Source organism: Nonomuraea sp. NPDC050733, from assembly GCF_040654215.1.
Lineage (GTDB): Bacteria > Actinomycetota > Actinomycetes > Streptosporangiales > Streptosporangiaceae > Nonomuraea.
The window spans coordinates 100,047-116,238 of record NZ_JBFAHO010000018.1 but is presented as its reverse complement, the minus strand read 5'-3'; the positions used below and the strand labels follow the sequence as shown (position 1 = coordinate 116,238).

At 73.0% G+C, this 16,192-nt stretch carries 15 protein-coding genes; 7 read left to right on the top strand and 8 right to left on the bottom strand.

The features are described 5' to 3' along the window. From AB0H64_RS26135 to AB0H64_RS26105, 7 genes are read right to left on the bottom strand one after another with little or no spacing between them, the layout of a single operon-like run. Entirely contained in the window at nt 1-969 is a 969-nt protein-coding gene (locus tag AB0H64_RS26135) for a P1 family peptidase (RefSeq protein ID WP_357629303.1), read from the bottom strand. Then, nucleotides 966-1,703, bottom strand: coding sequence for an ATP-binding cassette domain-containing protein (locus AB0H64_RS26130; RefSeq protein WP_357629301.1), 738 nt, complete (start codon nt 1,701-1,703; stop codon nt 966-968). The genes AB0H64_RS26135 and AB0H64_RS26130 overlap by 4 nt, the downstream gene beginning before the upstream one ends. Next, on the bottom strand, nt 1,700-2,653 hold the full coding sequence (locus tag AB0H64_RS26125) for an ABC transporter ATP-binding protein (RefSeq protein ID WP_357629299.1): 954 nt from the start codon (nt 2,651-2,653) through the stop codon (nt 1,700-1,702). Before AB0H64_RS26125 ends, AB0H64_RS26130 begins: the two co-directional genes overlap by 4 nt. Continuing rightward, nucleotides 2,650-3,504 (bottom strand): ABC transporter permease, encoded by an 855-nt coding sequence (locus AB0H64_RS26120; protein WP_357629296.1) that lies wholly within the window; start codon nt 3,502-3,504, stop codon nt 2,650-2,652. Before AB0H64_RS26120 ends, AB0H64_RS26125 begins: the two co-directional genes overlap by 4 nt. Next, entirely contained in the window at nt 3,501-4,409 is a 909-nt protein-coding gene (locus tag AB0H64_RS26115; protein WP_357629293.1) for an ABC transporter permease, read from the bottom strand. The genes AB0H64_RS26120 and AB0H64_RS26115 overlap by 4 nt, the downstream gene beginning before the upstream one ends. A 5-nt stretch (nt 4,410-4,414) precedes the next feature. After that, entirely contained in the window at nt 4,415-6,037 is a 1,623-nt protein-coding gene (locus AB0H64_RS26110) for an ABC transporter substrate-binding protein (protein WP_357629290.1), read from the bottom strand. 12 nt (nt 6,038-6,049) lie between these two features. Next, nucleotides 6,050-8,011: a primary-amine oxidase gene (locus tag AB0H64_RS26105; protein ID WP_357629288.1), complete on the bottom strand. Its 1,962-nt coding sequence runs from the start codon at nt 8,009-8,011 to the stop codon at nt 6,050-6,052. Between the two features lie 204 nt (nt 8,012-8,215). Between AB0H64_RS26105 and AB0H64_RS26100 the strand changes: the two genes are divergently transcribed. From AB0H64_RS26100 to AB0H64_RS26075, 6 genes are all read left to right on the top strand, one after another. Next, nucleotides 8,216-9,199: a LacI family DNA-binding transcriptional regulator gene (locus tag AB0H64_RS26100; RefSeq protein WP_357629286.1), complete on the top strand. Its 984-nt coding sequence runs from the start codon at nt 8,216-8,218 to the stop codon at nt 9,197-9,199. 174 nt (nt 9,200-9,373) lie between these two features. Then, complete coding sequence (locus tag AB0H64_RS26095; protein WP_357629284.1) at nt 9,374-10,663, top strand: extracellular solute-binding protein; 1,290 nt, start codon at nt 9,374-9,376, stop codon at nt 10,661-10,663. Further along, entirely contained in the window at nt 10,660-11,616 is a 957-nt protein-coding gene (locus AB0H64_RS26090) for a sugar ABC transporter permease (RefSeq protein WP_357629281.1), read from the top strand. The genes AB0H64_RS26095 and AB0H64_RS26090 overlap by 4 nt, the downstream gene beginning before the upstream one ends. Continuing rightward, on the top strand, nt 11,613-12,416 hold the full coding sequence (locus AB0H64_RS26085) for a carbohydrate ABC transporter permease (protein WP_357629279.1): 804 nt from the start codon (nt 11,613-11,615) through the stop codon (nt 12,414-12,416). The genes AB0H64_RS26090 and AB0H64_RS26085 overlap by 4 nt, the downstream gene beginning before the upstream one ends. After that, nucleotides 12,413-13,783, top strand: coding sequence for a GH1 family beta-glucosidase (locus AB0H64_RS26080; protein ID WP_357629276.1), 1,371 nt, complete (start codon nt 12,413-12,415; stop codon nt 13,781-13,783). The genes AB0H64_RS26085 and AB0H64_RS26080 overlap by 4 nt, the downstream gene beginning before the upstream one ends. A 35-nt stretch (nt 13,784-13,818) precedes the next feature. After that, entirely contained in the window at nt 13,819-14,814 is a 996-nt protein-coding gene (locus AB0H64_RS26075) for a LacI family DNA-binding transcriptional regulator (RefSeq protein WP_357629273.1), read from the top strand. Nucleotides 14,815-14,816: 2 nt separating this feature from the next. Here the strand turns inward: AB0H64_RS26075 and AB0H64_RS26070 are convergent, their stop codons facing one another. Next, nucleotides 14,817-15,176, bottom strand: a complete 360-nt coding sequence (locus tag AB0H64_RS26070) for a DUF1622 domain-containing protein (RefSeq protein ID WP_357629270.1) — start codon at nt 15,174-15,176, stop codon at nt 14,817-14,819. A gap of 134 nt (nt 15,177-15,310) precedes the next feature. On the opposite strand from AB0H64_RS26070, the gene AB0H64_RS26065 reads away from it, so the two are divergent. Then, nucleotides 15,311-16,186 carry a hypothetical protein gene (locus AB0H64_RS26065; protein WP_357629268.1) on the top strand — a complete coding sequence of 292 codons (876 nt, stop codon included), beginning with the start codon at nt 15,311-15,313 and terminating at the stop codon, nt 16,184-16,186. The last annotated feature ends 6 nt before the right edge of the window (nt 16,187-16,192 follow it).

The window sequence follows — 16,192 nt, the reverse complement described above, 5'->3', positions numbered from 1 at the left end:
CTACTCCACCCCGCTCAGGATGGCGTCCCAGGCGACCTCGGAGGCCAGCGCGCCGAGCCCCGTCGGCTTGAGCCCCTCCAGCTCCACCTCGTCGGTGGTGAGGGCGAACAGCACGTCGCCGTCCGTCGAGGTGTGGAAGGGCTGGATGCCGCGGTGCATCGAGCTGTGCACCTGGCGGGCGAGCTGCGCGAGGTCGCGGTCGTGCAGGTTGACGTTGGTGACCAGCACGGTGAGGGTGGTGTTGCCCATCACGGCGGGCCCGCCGGTCAGGGCCGCGTAGTCCACGCTCGGGTGCCGCCTGACCCCCTCCTCGGCGTGGTAGTTGCCGCGCAGGATCTCGCCGTCGCGGCCCACGACCACGCCGACAGAGTTGATCACGGTCGCGACCAGCACCTTGGCGCTGCCGAAGACGCCGAAGGCGGCGCCCTGGCCGGCGAACTCCGCCCGGCGGAAGTCGATCTTCCCGGCGGTGGCGCCGATGCCCGCCCCGCACCTGCCCACGGGGAACTCGCCCTCGCGGGCGGCGCACAGCGCGGCGCGGCCCAGCGCGGCGTCGGGGTGGACGGCGTTGTCCCGTGCGGAGAAGTCGTAGATCACGGCGCCGGAGACGAGCTGGAGCTCGTCCCACTTGACCTGGTTGCCGCGCCGGGCGAGGAGCTCGTCGCTCACGCCCGCCGCGGCGGCCAGGCCGTACACCGATCCGCCTGCCAGGCAGATCGCGTGGTTGAAGTCGTAGCCGCCGCTCATGCCGACGGCTCCGCCGCGGGCGTCCACCGCGGTGCGCGCGCCCGCCGGGACGTGCACGACCGTGCAGCCGGTGGGGCCCTCGCCGTACTCGGCGGTGCCGACGAGCACGCCGGGCAGGTCGAACGGCACGCTGCCGCGCCCCGGGCTGGGCTGCGGGGTGAGCGGGAGGTCGGGGTTGCCGGGGACCCCGGTGTTGAACGACGAGACGGGGGCGAGGGTCACAGGGACTCCAGGAGCTGGCGCGAGTACGGGTGTTCGGGGGCTGAGTAGAAGGCGGCGGCGTCGGCGGTCTCGACGATCTCGCCGCCGCGCATGACGGCGATCCGGTCGGCCACGTACCGGACCGCGCCGAGGTCGTGCGAGATGAACAGGGCGCTGAAGCCGAACTCCGCCTGCAGGTCCTTCAGCAGGTTGAGGATCTGGGCCTGCACGGAGATGTCGAGGGCGCTGACCGCCTCGTCGAACACGACGAAGCTCGGCCGGATGATCAGCGCGCGGGCGATCGACACCCGCTGCCGCTGACCGCCGGACAGCTCGTGAGGGTAGCGCTCGGCGAAGTTCGCCCCCAGGCCGACCTGCTCCAGCGCGTCGCCCACCAGCGAGCCGACCGGCCGGCCGAGCACGGCCAGCGGCTCGGCGACGCTCTGCCCGACGCGCATCCTGGGGTTCAGCGACCAGTGGGGGTGCTGGAGCACCGCCTGGATGCGCCCCGCCAGGTCGCGGCGGTTGCGCGGGAACGGACGCCCGTCGAACAGCACCGTGCCGGAGGTGGGGCGTTGCAGCCCGAGCGCCACCCGGCTGGTGGTGGTCTTGCCCGAGCCGGACTCCCCCACCACGCCGAGCGTCTCGCCCTCGGCCACGGCGAGCGAGACCCCGCGCACGGCGTCGACGCGGCGGCGCCGCAGCGGCGGGCCGGTGGTGAAGGAGACCGTGACATCGGCCAGTTCGAGGATCACGCGATCACCTCCAGCTGTCCGGCCAGGTCAGCGGCCCGATGGCAGAGCGCCTCCTGCTCCCCCACCGTGACCGGCTCGGGGCGTTCGACGGCGCAGCGCTCCTGGGCGAACGGGCAGCGCGGCTCGAACGCGCACCCCGGCGACGGCCCGGTCAGCACCGGCGGCCGGCCCGGCACCGGCCGCAGCCGGACTCCCGGGGCCGCCGCCGCGGGCGCCGACCCGGCCAGGGCCGCGGTGTAGGGGTGGGCCGGGGCGCCGAGTACCGCCGCGGCGGGTCCCGACTCCACGACCCGGCCGCCGTACATGACGGCCACCCGGTCGCAGCGGCGGGCCACGGCCGGAAGGTCGTGGCTGAGCCAGACGATGCTCGTCCCGGCCCCGGCCGCCAGCGCGAACACCACGTCCAGCACCTTCTCCCGCACCTGGGCGTCCAGCGAGGCCGTCGGCTCGTCGGCGACCAGCAGTTCCGGCGAGGCGGCCATGGCCAGGGCGATCGCCACCCGCTGCGCCATGCCGCCGGAGAGCTGGTGCGGGTACGCCGCGGCGACCCACGGGTCCTCCAGGCCGACCCGCCCCAGGTGGGCGGCCACGTCCCCGCGGTCCTGCCGGCCCAGCACGAGGCGGAGCTGCCGGCCGACCCGCATGGTCGGGTCGAGCGAGGCGATGGGGTCCTGGAAGACGAAGCCGAGCCGGCGCCGCCGCAACCGCCGCAGCTCGGCGGGCCGCAGCTCCAGCACCGGCTCCCCGGCCACGCGGACGCCGCCCGCCTCGATCCGCGCCTGGCGGGGCAGCAGCCGGCCGATCGCCGCGCCCAGCGTGGACTTGCCCGACCCGCTCTCGCCCACCACGCCGACCGTCTGCCCGGCCGCCACCCGCAGGTCGGCCCCGTCGAGGGCGCGGGCCCGGCCGTAGTCCACGACCAGGCCGTCCACGTCAAGCAGGACGTTCATACGAGTGACCTCGTCTCCCTCGGTTCGAAGCGGTCACGCAGGCCGTCGCCGAACACGTTGATGGACAGGATGGCCAGCACCAGCACGGCCCCCGGCGCGATGATCAGCCAGGGGGCGGCCAGCATGTACGTCCCGCCCTGCCGGATGAGGACGCCGAGCGAGGCCTGCGGCGGCTGCACGCCGAAGCCGAGGAAGCTCAGCCCGCCCTCCACGGAGATGCCGACCGACAGCGCGTACGTGCCCTGCACCGCGATCGTCCCCGCCACGTTCGGCAGGATGTGCCGGCCGAGCACGCGCGGCAGCCGGGCGCCGCTGATGACGGCGGCCGTCACGTAGTCGCGCCCGGCCACGGCCACGGCGGCGGCCCGCACGAGCCGCGTCATCAGCGGGATGGTCACCAGCACGATGGCGGCCAGCGCGGCGAGCTGCCCCGGCCCCGCGACGGCGGCCACGAGCACGGCCAGCACGATCGCCGGGAACGAGTAGAGCACCTCCACCACCCGCATGACCAGCTCGTTCAGGTAGCCGCCCCGGTAGCCCGCGAGCACGCCGAAGCCGGCGCTCAGCGCGGCCGTCAGCAGCACGGCCACCGACGACAGCAGCAGCGTGGTGCCCACGCCCTCCATGACGCGCGGCAGCAGGGAGCGGCCCAGGTTGTCGGTGCCGAGCCACCAGCCGGGCCCGGGCGGTCGCAGCCTCGGCCCCACGATGGCGTCGGGGTCGCCGGCCGCGTCCACCAGCGAGCCCAGGGCCAGCAGCACGAGCAGCAGCAGGCAGGCCAGGCCGGTCAGCGACAGCGGGTCGAGCCGCCGCGCCCGCCGCGCCTCCCCTCTCCGGAGCGTCTTCCTCACGCGCGCCTCCCGAGCCTCGGGTCCAGCAGGCCGACGAGCAGGTCGACCAGGACGTTCATGACGATGAACACGGTGGCCGCCAGCAGCACCCCGCCCTGCACGACCGCGTAGTCCCTGCGGCCCACCGCCTGCACGAGGTACGAGCCGATGCCGGGCAGGTTGAACAGGTACTCCACGATGAGCGCGCCGCCCAGCAGGTACGCGGTGATCGTGGCGGTGAGGGTGAGCACCGGGCCGGCGGCGTTGCGCAGGATGTGGTGCCTGACGATGAACCACGGCGTCTCGCCCCGGGCCACGGCGGCGGTGATGTGCGGCTCCACCAGCACGCCCAGCACGGCGTCGCGGGTCGTCCTGGCCGTGGCGGAGATGGCGAAGACCGACAGGATCGCGGCGGGCAGCACGTACCCGGTGGTCTGCAGGCCGTACCGGGAGACCACGAAGACCACGAGGCTGCCCAGCGCGAACTCCGGGACGCTCACGCCCAGGCCGCTCAGCAGCCGCCCGGCGCCGCCGCCCCCGCCGGGCCGGGCGCGCACGGCGGTGACCACGCCCAGCGGGACCCCGGCGAGGACGGCGGCGGCCACGGCCAGCAGCGTGAGCCGCGCGGTCACGGGCAGCCGCGCCGCCAGCTCCGCCGCGACCGGCTGCCGGCTGATCATCGAGGTGCCGAAGTCACCGGTGCCGACCGCCGCCAGCCAGTGCCCGTACTGGGCGAGCACCGACTGGTCGAGCCCGTAGCGGGCGGCCAGCTCGGCCTTCTGCTCCGGCGTGGCGAACGGGCCGAGGATGGTCTCGGCGAAACCGCCGGGCATGAGGCGCAGGGCCGCGAAGATGAGGACGGAGATGCCGAGGAGGGTGACGGCCGAGCTGAGCGCCCGGCCGGCCCACCACAGCAGGAGCCGCATCGCGCTCAGCCCCGCTTGACGCGGGCGTCGGCGACCAGCCGCAGCAGGTTGCCGTAGCCCTCGGTGGCGTACAGGCTGGGGCTTACCTCGTCGGCCCGGTAGGCGATCGTGGCCGGGCGGGTCACCAGCGGCACCATCTGGGAGTCGGTGTCGACCTTGGCGCACACGGCGGCCAGCGCCTTGTCGCGCTCCGCGCCCGCCGGGGTCTCGCCGGCCTTGGCGATGAGCGTGTTGAGGTCCTTGTCGGCCTGCATGAAGCCCTGGTTGAAGCCCGCCACGTCGGGGTTCCACCAGGTGGTGACCATGCCGGCGTCGGCGTACCCGGCGAACCACGACAGGGCGGCCTCGAACGGGGCCGGCGCCTTGCCGTACACCTTGCCCGCCCAGCTCGCCTCGTCCATCTGCTCGATCTTGACGGTGACGCCGGCCTGCTGGAGGTTCTGCTGGATCACCTGCGCGACGGCCGGGGCCGGCTCGGTGGCGTAGATGCTGAGCGTGAAGGACAGGCCGGAGGCGCCGGCCTGGGCCAGCAGCTCCTTGGCCTTGGCGGCGCCGCCCGCGGTGGCCGACGGGAGCGTGGCGGGGTCGCAGGCGCCGGGCAGGCCCGCGGGCGTGACGCCCGTCGGCTTGCCCTGGCCGCCGAGCGCCACGTCGGCGATCTGCTTGCGGTCGAGCGCCATGTTGACCGCCTGCCGGACCCGGGGGTCGGCGAAGGCCGGGTTCTTCGAGTTGAGCATCAGGTAGTAGAAGTCGGTGGTGGCCTGGGTGGCGACCTTGACGTCGGCGGCGCCGGCCAGCATCGCGGCGGAGTCGACGTTGCCGAGCGAGGCCAGGGCGGCGCTGCCGTTCTGCACCGCGGCCACGCGGGCCGCCTCCTCGGGGGCGATGGTGACGGACAGGCTGTCGGCGGCCGGCCTGCCCTTGTCCCAGTAGTGCTCGTTGCGGACGAAGGTCCACGAGACGTCCTGCCGGTGGTCCTTGACCTTGAACGGGCCCGTACCGAGCAGCTCCTTGGCCGGGTCGAAAGCGCCCGCCTCGATCTCCTTCATCGGCAGGACGGCGGCGGGGACGTTGGCCAGCGCGGCGAGGAACGGCGTGTACGGCCTGGCCAGGGTGACCTTGACGGTGCCGTCGTCCACCTTGGCGACCTTCTCGACGGGCCCGAGCTGGCCGCGCCACACCGACTTGGCGGCGAGCAGCCGCTTCAGGCTGCCTACCACGTCGTCGGCGGTCATGGCCCGGCCGTTGGAGAAGGTCACGCCCTTGCGCAGGTGGAAGACGTAGGTGGTGGGGTCGGGGGTCTCCCAGCTCTCGGCGAGCGCGGGCTTCGGGGCGAAGTCGGGGCCGACGGTGACGAGCGTCTCGTAGACCAGCGACATGAGCTGCCAGGAGGTGGCGACGTCGGCGAGCTGCGGGTCGAGGCCGGTGGCCGCCCCGCTGTCGATGTGCACGGCGAAGGTGAGCGCGCCGCCGGTGGGCAGCTTGCCGTCGGCGAGCGCGAGGTACCCGGGCGGGGCACTCGCGTCGGGCGCGCTCCCGGGCGCGCCGGGCGCGGCGGCGGTCCCGCCGCCGCAGGCGGAGGTGGCGGTCAGCACGGCGGCGACCCCGCAGGCGAGTCTGTAACGCATGACGCCTCGTTTCTAGTGGCAGCAGTCCTCAGCGGGGACGCCCGGGGTGGGGGTGTGGCAGGAGCTCGGGGACGTGGTGCTCGGCGGGACGTCGAGCGTGGGGTTGCGGTCGAAGAACCCGACCGGTCTCAGGGTGAAGCCGCACGTGTCGACCGGCATGATCGGCCAGTCCTCGGTGCGGGGGAAGTGGGTCAGCCCGAACGTGTGCCACAGCACGATGTCCTGGCCGTCGATGTCGCGGTCGGCCGCCGTGTACGCGGGCAGGCCGGCTCCGCCGGGATGCTGGTTCACCAGGTCACCCGCCGGATACCGCTCCGCCGGATGGTAGCGCGTCACCCACAGGTGGCTGGTGGCGAACTCCGCGCGGGCGCGGATCGAGGAGTCCTCGTGGGCGAGGAGGGTGGGCAGGCCCTCGGCGTGCAGGGCGTAGCCGACGGGGTCGCCCAGGCGGTTGGTGACCTCCGGGTTGACCACGTGCCAGGTGCGGCCGGTGGCGAGGTCGGCGTCGCGCCGGCCCTGCGACTCGGTGCGCAGCCGGGTGACACGCCGGCCGAAGGCGTTGCCGTACGGGTTGCCGTCGCCCATGGGCAGGCGGGCCACCTCGACCTCGTCGACGGCGTTGGCCGTGCCGTCCACCATCATGTCCAGCCGGGCCGAGAACAGGTGCTGGTGGTAGGGCGCGGCCAGGCCCGGCGCCACCTGCGAGCAGTACGGCGCGGCGCGCTCGTCGTAGGCGCCGGTGAACACGATGCCGGTGGCCTTGACCTCCAGCTCGATGGTGCCGTCGAGGTAGAGGTACCAGTAGAAGCCGTAGTCGTAGTTGCCGACCGTGACGAAGAAGGAGATCACCAGCCTGCGCTGCCGTCTGGTCTCGCGGGAGCCGTTGGCCGGGTCGGTGTGCTTCCACAGCACGCCGAAGTCCTCCTCGTGCATGCAGATCGCGTTCGGCAGCGCCTTGGGCGAGCCGTCGCCGCCGGTGACGGTGACGTCGAAGTAGGTGATCTCGCCCAGGCAGTCGCAGCCGAGCTCCAGGGAGTTGGCCAGCTTGCCGAGCTGGTACTCGCCGGTGTCGAAGTAGTTCTGCCAGAACCGCACCCGGCTCGGGTCGCCGTACGGCACCAGCATCTCGGCCACCGACGCCCGGTAGACGATCGGCCGGCCGTCGAAGGCGAGCTGGTGCAGCACCAGCCCCTCCCGCATGTCGTAGCCGAGGCGGACGCTCCACTTCTCCCAGGTGACGAGGTTGCCGTCGACCTCGAAGCTCGGGCCGTCGGGCTGGGTGATGTGGATGGGTCGCTGGGTGGTGCGCGGCTCGCCGAAGGCGCCGGGCAGGTGGTAGTCGCCGTGCTCGGCCGGGATCGGGAGGGCGCCCGTGTCGACGATCTCGATCACCGTGCCCTTGAGCAGGTCGACGTAGGCGACGAGGCCGTCGATCGGGTGCGCCCACGGCAGGCTGTCGGGGGTGGGCCGCAGGTGGGCGAGGACGCGGGCGACCCGCCTGCCCTCCTCGCCGGGCAGCCCGTAGTGACCGGCCGAGAGGGCGGCGAGCCAGATCTCGGCGGTGCCGTCCAGGCCGCGACGGGCGAGGGCGGCGGCCCAGCCCTCGTCGGCCCGCAGCACGCGCCTGACCAGCTCGTGCTCCTCGTCCAGCATCGGCACCTGCCCGGCGGTCACCGGGTCGATCGGCCGCCGGGACTCCACCCGCCCGTCGGTGAGCGAGACCACGACGTCGTGGGCGTGCTCGGTGGCCAGGTCGATGAGCAGGGCCCGGGCCCGCCGGGGCGCCGGACCGGAGCCGAGCACCGCCTCCTTGGGCGGCTCCTCGATCCCGAGGTAGGACACCCGGCCGGAGCCGGCGGCGAGCACGCCGTCCTCGGCCATGATCCGCGTGGCCCGCTCGATCTCCCGCGCGCTGAGCGGGTCGAGCGGGTGCGGCCGCTCGCCGACGCCGAGAACCCGCCGTCCAGATGCCATCCGGCTGTCGCCCTTCTCTGCCGTTTCCGGTGATGCCGTTCCTGTGGTGCCGTTCCTGTGGTGCCGTTCCGGTGATGCCGTTTCCCGTGATGCCGGAACGTTCCGGCATGCCGGTCAACATACTTCCGCGGCCAGAGGAGGACAAGGCCCAAAGGGGATCGGAAACCAGGCCGAAACACGTTCGGGGAGCGCTAGCATCGCCGTGTGGGCCCAGACGAGCCGGCCACCCTGCTCACCGTCGCCAAGACGGCCGGGGTGTCCAAGACGACCGCATCCGACGCGCTCAGAGGCTCGGGGAGGGTGTCCGCGCAGACCAAGGCCCGGGTGCTGGAGGTGGCCGCCGCCCTCGGCTACGTGCCCAACGGCTCGGCCCGGCACCTGCGCCGCGCCAGCACCGGCACCATCGGCCTGCACGTGCCGGAGGTGCTCACCCGGTCGGTCTACTACATGGCGTTCGTGTTCGGCGTCGTGCAGGGGGCGGCCGACAACGACTACGACGTCACCCTGATCACCTCGGGCCGCCGCACGCCCCGCGTCGACGGCCTGGTGCTCGGCGACCCGCTGGCCGACGACCCGATCGTGACCAGGCTCATGGCCGCCGGGCTGCCCACGGTCACCTGTGAGCGCTTCACCGGAGCGGGGCGGGCCGACGGCGTCGTGCTGTCGCAGCACGCCGAGACGGTGGGCGCGCTCATGGACCACCTCAGCGCGTCGGGCGCGGCCCGGCCGGCGCTCATCGTGGCCGGCGACGCGAGCGACTGGGCCGCCGCCGTCCACGGGGGGTTCCGCGCGTGGTGCGAGCACCACGGCCGGGAGCCGCTGGTCCGCACGGTGCCCTTCGACGCGCCGCCGGAGGACGTCCGCCGCGCGGCCCTGGAGCTGCTGGCGCTGCGGCCGGAGATCGACGCGCTGGTCTGCGGCCCCGCCGGAGCGGCCGCCCACCTCGTGCCGCTGCTGCGCGAGCAGGGCCGCGTCCCCGGCCGTGACCTGCTGCTCGCCTCGTGCGTGGACAGCCAGGCGATGCAGCTCGCCGACCCGCCCATCACCGCCATCGACCTGCGGCCCAGGGAGGCGGGGGTGCGGTGCGCGGAGCTGCTGTTCGAGCTGCTCGCGGGGCACACCCGGCCGGGCGCGGAGCGCGTCCAGCCCATAGAGCTCGTGGTCCGCGCGTCCACCCGGCGCGCCTGAGTCCCGCACGCAAGCGCTTTCCCAGATCAGCGGCCCGAAGCCGCTCGTGAACGCGCTCTCTCGACCCCTCCGATCGTTATCTCACAGCGATTGACAGCCTTGGGTGAGCGCCGCGACTCTGTCGAGAGAGCGCTCTCTCGACCGACACCCCCCGCTCCGACTCAGGAGGGTCCCATGCCCCCGCGTCTCCAGCGCCTCGCCGTCCCCCTGCTCACCGCGTCCCTCCTGGCCCTGGCCACGGCGTGCGGCGGCGGAGGTGACACCGGCGGGACCGCCGCCAGGCCCGGCGAGAAGATCAAGCTCAGCATCGGCCTGTTCGGCGACTTCGGCTTCAAGCCGCTCTACGAGGAGTACCGGAAGACCCACCCGGACATCGAGATCACCGAGAACGTCACCCAGTTCAACGACCACCACAACAACCTGGTCAAGCGCCTGGCCACCAACGCCGGCGCCGACGACATCGAGGCCGTCGAGGTCGGCTACATCAGCACGTTCACCGCCCAGCCCGCCAAGTTCCAGGACCTGAGGCAGTACGGCCTGGACAAGCGGCAGGGCGAGTACCTCGACTGGAAGTGGCAGCAGGGGCTGAGCAAGCAGGGCGGCCAGCTCCTCGGTCTCGGCACCGACGTGGGCGGCCTGGCCATGTGCTACCGCAAGGACCTGTTCGCCAAGGCCGGCCTGCCCACGGACCGGGCGGAGGTGGCGGCGCTCTGGCCGACCTGGGAGAAGTACATCGAGACCGGCCGGAAGTTCGCCGCCGCGAACGTGGCCGGCGCCAAGTTCGTCGACAGCCCCGGCGAGATCTTCCGCGCGATGGTCAACCAGGCGCCGACCGGCCTGTACGACGACCAGGACACGATCATCGTGGGCTCCAACCCGGCCGTGAAGCAGGCGTGGGACCTGTCCAACCAGCTCACCTCCGACAAGCTGACCGCCAAGCTGGCCGCCTTCTCGCCGCCGTGGAACACCGGCTTCGCCAAGGGCTCGTTCGCCACGATCATCTGCCCCGCCTGGATGACCGGCTTCATCCAGGAGCAGGCCAAGGACGCGACGGGCAAGTGGGACATCGCGACCGTGCCGGGCGGCTCCGGCAACAGCGGCGGCTCCCACCTGATGATCCCCAAGCAGAGCAAGCACCCGAAGGAGGCCGCCGAGCTGATCGACTTCCTCACCTCCAAGGAGAACCAGGCCAAGGTCTTCAAGGAGGAGGGCACCTTCCCGTCGATCCCGGCCCTGTACGACGACCCGTCGATCCAGAGCTTCACCAAGCCGTTCTTCGGCGACGCCCCCATCGGCAAGATCTACTCCGAGGCCGCCAAGGCGCTCAAGCCGCAGCACCTCGGGCCGAAGGAGGCCGAGGTCCGCGTCGTCATCGGTGACGGGCTCGGCCGGGTCGAGCAGGGCAAGCAGACCCCCGACCAGGCGTGGGCGCAGGTCCTCGAGGACGTCAAGAAGATCAAGTGAGCTCACTCCCCCTCCCCGTGGCCCGGCGGCACCGGCGCGGCGTGCGGCACACCCTCGACGTGAGGGTGTCGCCGTACGCCTACGTCGCGCCGTTCCTGCTGCTCTTCTGCGCCTTCGGACTGTTCCCGCTGGCCTACACCGCCTGGGTGAGCCTGCACGACTGGACGCTGCTGTCGGACGAGCACGCGTTCGTGGGCGCCGCCAACTACGGCACGCTGCTCGCCGACGGCTACTTCTGGAACGCCGTGGCCAACACGCTGTCCATCGGCGTCCTGTCGACCGTGCCGCAGCTCGTCCTGGCGATCTGGCTCGCGCACCTGCTCAACCGGCCGCTGCGCTTCCAGACGCTGTTCCGGGTGTCGCTGCTGCTGCCGAACGTCACCAGCGTGGTGGCCGTCGTGGTCATCTTCAGCCAGCTCTTCGGCCGGGACTTCGGGCTGATCAACTGGGTGCTGTCCTGGTTCGGCGCCGGCGCGGTCGACTGGGCGGCGGGCACGGCCACCTCGCACGTCGCCCTGTCCACGATGATCATGTGGCGCTGGACGGGCTACAACGCGCTGATCTTCCTGGCCGCCATGCAGGCCGTCCCCCGCGAGCTGTACGAGGCGGCGACCCTCGACGGCGCGAGCGGGTTCACCCAGCTGCGCAGGATCACGATCCCGATGATCCGGCCGACGATCGTCTTCGTGGTCGTGGTGTCCACGATCGGCGCCATGCAGATCATCGCCGAGCCGCTGCTGTTCAGCGCCAGCAGCGGCGCCGGGGGCGTCGGCGCGAGCGGCGGCCCCGACCGGCAGTACCAGACGCTGGCGCTGTTCGTCTACGAGCAGGGCTTCACCAAGTTCGACTTCGGCTACGCGGCGGCGGCGTCGTGGCTCATGTTCCTCGCCGTGGTGCTGGTCGCCGGGGTCAACTACCTGCTCACGCGCCGGCTGAAGGGCGGTGTGGCATGAGGCTGCGCTACCTCACCCTGATCGCGGTCGTCTTCTTCTCCGCCTTCCCGCTCTACTACAGCGTGGTGGTGGCCTCCCGGCACAACTCGGCGCTGGCCCAGGTGCCGCCGCCACTCTGGCCGGGCGGCAACTTCTTCGCCAACGTCGCCCGCGTCTTCGACACCGTGCCGTTCGGCCTGGCCCTGGTCAACTCGGTGCTGGTCGCGGGCTCGATCTCGGTCGCGGTCATGTTCCTGTCCACGCTGGCCGGGTTCGCGTTCGCCAAGCTCCGCTTCCGGGGCCGCAACGCCCTGCTGCTCGTCACGGTCGCCACCATGACCGTCCCGGCGCAGCTCGGCATCATCCCGCTCTACCTGCTCATGGTGAAGCTGGAGTGGACCGGCACCATGTACGCGCTGGTGGTGCCCGCGCTGGTCAACGCCTTCGGGGTGTTCTTCATGACCCAGTTCCTGTCGCGCGCCCTGCCGGGCGAGCTGCTGGAGGCAGGGCGGGTGGACGGGTGCACGACGTGGGGACTGTTCTGGCACGTCGTGCTGCCGGTCGCGCGGCCCGCCGCGGCGGTGCTCGGCATGCTGACGTTCATGTCGGCCTGGAACGACTACTTCTGGCCGCTGGTCGTGCTCACCCCGGACAACCCGACCGTCCAGGTGGCGCTGTCCACGCTGGCCAGCGGCTACGTCAACGACTACGTGCTCGGCCTGGCCGGAACCGCGGTCGGCACCCTCCCCCTCGTCCTGGTCTTCGCCCTGTTCGGCAGGCAGATCATCGGCGGAATCATGCAAGGAGCCGTAAAAGGATGATTTTTCCGGAAAACTTCGTCTGGGGTGCCGCCACGGCCTCGTACCAGATCGAGGGGGCGGTCAAGGAGGACGGGCGCGGCCAGTCGATCTGGGACGCCTTCTCCCACGCCCCCGGGAACGTGGCCGGCGGCGACACCGGCGACGTCGCCTGTGACCACTACCACCGCTACGCCGACGACGTCGCGCTCATGCGGGAGCTGCGGCTGGCCGCCTACCGGTTCTCCGTGGCCTGGCCCCGCGTCCAGCCGGACGGCACGGGCCCCGCCAACCCCCGAGGCCTCGCCTTCTACGACCGGCTGGTGGACGAGCTGCTGGCCGCCGGCGTCACGCCGTACGCCACGCTCTACCACTGGGACCTGCCCCAGGCGCTGGAGGACCGCGGCGGCTGGACGGCCCGGGACACCGCGTACCGCTTCGCCGAGCACGCCGAGGCCGTGCACGCCCGGCTGGGCGACCGGGTCCGCCACTGGACCACGCTCAACGAGCCGTGGGTCGCGGCGTACCTCGGCTACGGCAACGGCGTGCACGCGCCCGGCCGCCGCGACCCGGCGGCGGCGATGCGCGCCGCGCACCATCTGATGCTCGGCCACGGCCTGGCCGCGGCCCGGCTGCGGGCGCTGGGCGCGGAGAGCCTGATGCTCGTCGTCAACTCGGCGCCCGTGCTCACTCCCGCCCAGGTCGGCGACCCGTCCGCGGTGCCCGGGGAGGCGGACGCGGCGGCGGTGGAGCGCGTCCACGCCCTGCTGACCGGGCAGTTCCTCGACCCCGCCGTCCACGGCCGCTACCCGGAGGCGGTGCTGGAGGCGGCGCGGCGCAACGGCGGCACCGGCCACATCCTGGACGGCGACCTGGAGCTGATCCGCGCGCCGATCGACCGGATCGGAGTGAACTACTACAACCCCTGCGTGGTGGAGGCCCGCCCCGGCGAGCCGGCCGACGCCGCCTGGCCCGGCTCGGAGGACGTCGCCTTCCGCGCCGCCGACGCCCCGGTCACGGCCATGGGCTGGCCGATCGTGCCGGACGGCCTGTCGCGGCTGCTCCTGCGGCTGTCGCGCGACTACCCGGGCACGCCGCTCATGGTGACCGAGAACGGCGCGGCCTTCGAGGACGTCGTCGTGGACGGCCGGGTCCACGACGCCGACCGGGTCTCCTACCTGGAAGGGCACCTGCGCGAGGCGCACCGCGCCATCGAGGCGGGCGCCGACCTGCGCGGCTACCTCGTGTGGTCGCTGCTGGACAACTTCGAGTGGGCCGAGGGCTACCGCCGCCGGTTCGGCATCGTCCACGTCGACTACGCCACCCAGGCCCGTACACCGAAGGACAGCGCGCTGTGGTTCAGGGACGTGATCGTCAGGAACGGGCTGTAGATTTTTTCCGTGCTCACCCTCTCGACGGCGCAGACATGAGGCGTCCGACCCTGGAAGCGGTCGCCGCCCGCGCCGGGGTCTCCCGCGCCACCGCCTCCCGCGTCGTCAACGGGCAGACGACCGTGGCGGCGCACATCCGCGACGCCGTGCTGCGCGCGATCGACGAGCTGGGCTACGTGCCCAACCCGGCCGCGCGCAGCCTCGTCACCCAGCGCACCGACTCGGTGGCGCTCGTCGTGTCGGAGCCGCCGACCCGGGTGTTCTCCGAGGACCCGCTGTTCGCGACGGTGATCCGCTCGGCGAGCGTCGAGCTGGAGACGGTCAACAAGCAGGTCGTGCTCATGCTGGCCTCCTCGGCCAGCAGCCACGCGCGGGTCGAGCGGTACATCTCGGGCGGCCACGTGGACGGGGTCATGCTCATCTCCATGCACGGCGCCGACCCGCTCCCGGCCGCGCTGTCCCGGCTGCGCGTCCCGGTCGTCTCGTACGGCCGGCCCGCGGTGCCCGTCGACATCCCGTACGTGGACAACGACAACGTGGGCGGGGCCGAGCTGGCGGTCCGCCACCTGGTCGGTCTCGGGCGGCGGCGGATCGCCACGATCGCCGGCCCGCAGGACATGATCGGCGGCCAGGACCGGCTGAGCGGGTACCGCACCGTGCTGCGCGACTCCGACCGCCGCTCGATCGTCGCGGTGGGCGACTTCACGCGCGAGTCGGGCGCGGTGGCGATGCGCCAGCTCCTCCGCGACGACCCGGGTCTCGACGCGGTGTTCGTGGCCAACGACCTGATGGCGGTGGGCGCGCTCCAGTCGCTGCGGCAGGCGGGCCGCAGGGTGCCGGACGACGTGGCGGTGGTGGGCTTCGACGACATCGAGGCCGCCCAGTACACCGAGCCGCCGCTGACGACGGTCCGCCACCCGGTGGTGGAGCAGGCGACGGCGATGGTGCGGCTGCTGCTCGGGCTGTTCGAGGGGGGCCCGGCCGACCCGGTCATCCTGCCCACGGAGCTGGTGGTGCGCGAGTCCGCCTGAGCTCAGCGGGACGGCTCGCACGGCGGCGCGGCCCGCTGCCAGGGCAGCCGGCCCTCCAGCTCCACCTGGAGCGAGAAGCTGAGGAACGTCCGCACCGCCACGATGACGGCCAGCACGCCCACGCTCTGGAACGTGGGCGAGACGGCCACGGTCCTGATGATGTCGGCCGCCACCAGCAGCTCCAGGCCGAGCAGGATCGCCCGGCCCACCCCCTGCCGGAACACCGGGTAGAGGCCGGTCGCCTCACGCGTCCGGACGTACCTCAGGCCGAAGGCCACGCTCGCGACGAGCGTGCCCACGGCGATGACGAGCACGCCGGCGAAGTCCATGAGCTCGCCGATGAACTCGATGACGTGCCTCACGCGACCGCCTCCTCGGTCTGTTCATGCCCATCCGTCCCCCTCGCGCATCTCAATCTGCCCGTGATCAACGAGTGGAATGCTGGGGTCCCAGTCGAACCGCGGCCGTTGGGAGCGTCATGCCGGTGCTTGGGTCCATGGCTCGGATCCGTCTCGCCGCATCGGCGGTGGCGCTGGCGGCCGCCTTCCTGCCGCTCGGCTCGCCGCCGGCGGCGGGAGCGAGCGCGGAGGTGGTCGAGTACTCCTGCTCCGGTGAGTCCGTACCGGCCCAGACGGTGCGCGTCCGGGTGACGCTGACCATGCCGGCCTCCGCCGTGGTGGGGCAGCCGTTCTCCATCGGCTGGCGCGCCGAGTACGAGGCGGGCGCGGAGCTGAAGGCGCCGAGCGCCGGGCTGTCCGCGGGGGTCAACCTCTACCCGCACGCCGGGATCTCGGGCCTGCCGCAGCTCACCTCCGCCACCGGAACGGCCCCGCTGGGCACCATCACCCCCGGTCAGGCCATCCCCCTGCCGGCCTCCGTCCAGATGACGGCCACGGCACGGAACGCGGGCACCGGCGCCGTCCGGCCCGGCGCCCTCAACATCGGGACGAGGGAGAACGATCCCCTGATCGAGTGCGAGGTGCTCACCCAGGGGGCGCTGTCGGCGTACACCCTGACGGTCGCCGCGGGCACCGGCACGGACCCGGACACCGACACCTCCCCCTCCTCCGACGTCTCCTCCTCGGAGAGCTCATCTGCGGACGCTTCCGCCTCCTCCGAGGCCGACGAGACCTCCGAAGCCTCCGAGCCGGAGAGCACACGCAAGAGATCGTCCACCGTCCCCAAGGCGGGCGCGGACACGGGCGGCGGCGGCGAAGCGGGCCCGGACGGCCGGGCCCTCGTACTGGGCGGGACGGTGCTGATCATGGCGGCCGGTCTCGGCGGCCTCCTGGCCCGCCGCCCCCGCCCGGCCGGAGCCTCGGCCCGCGACCCGCTGACCCGGTTCGCCCGGGGCCCCGTGGACCGCCCCTGACGCCGC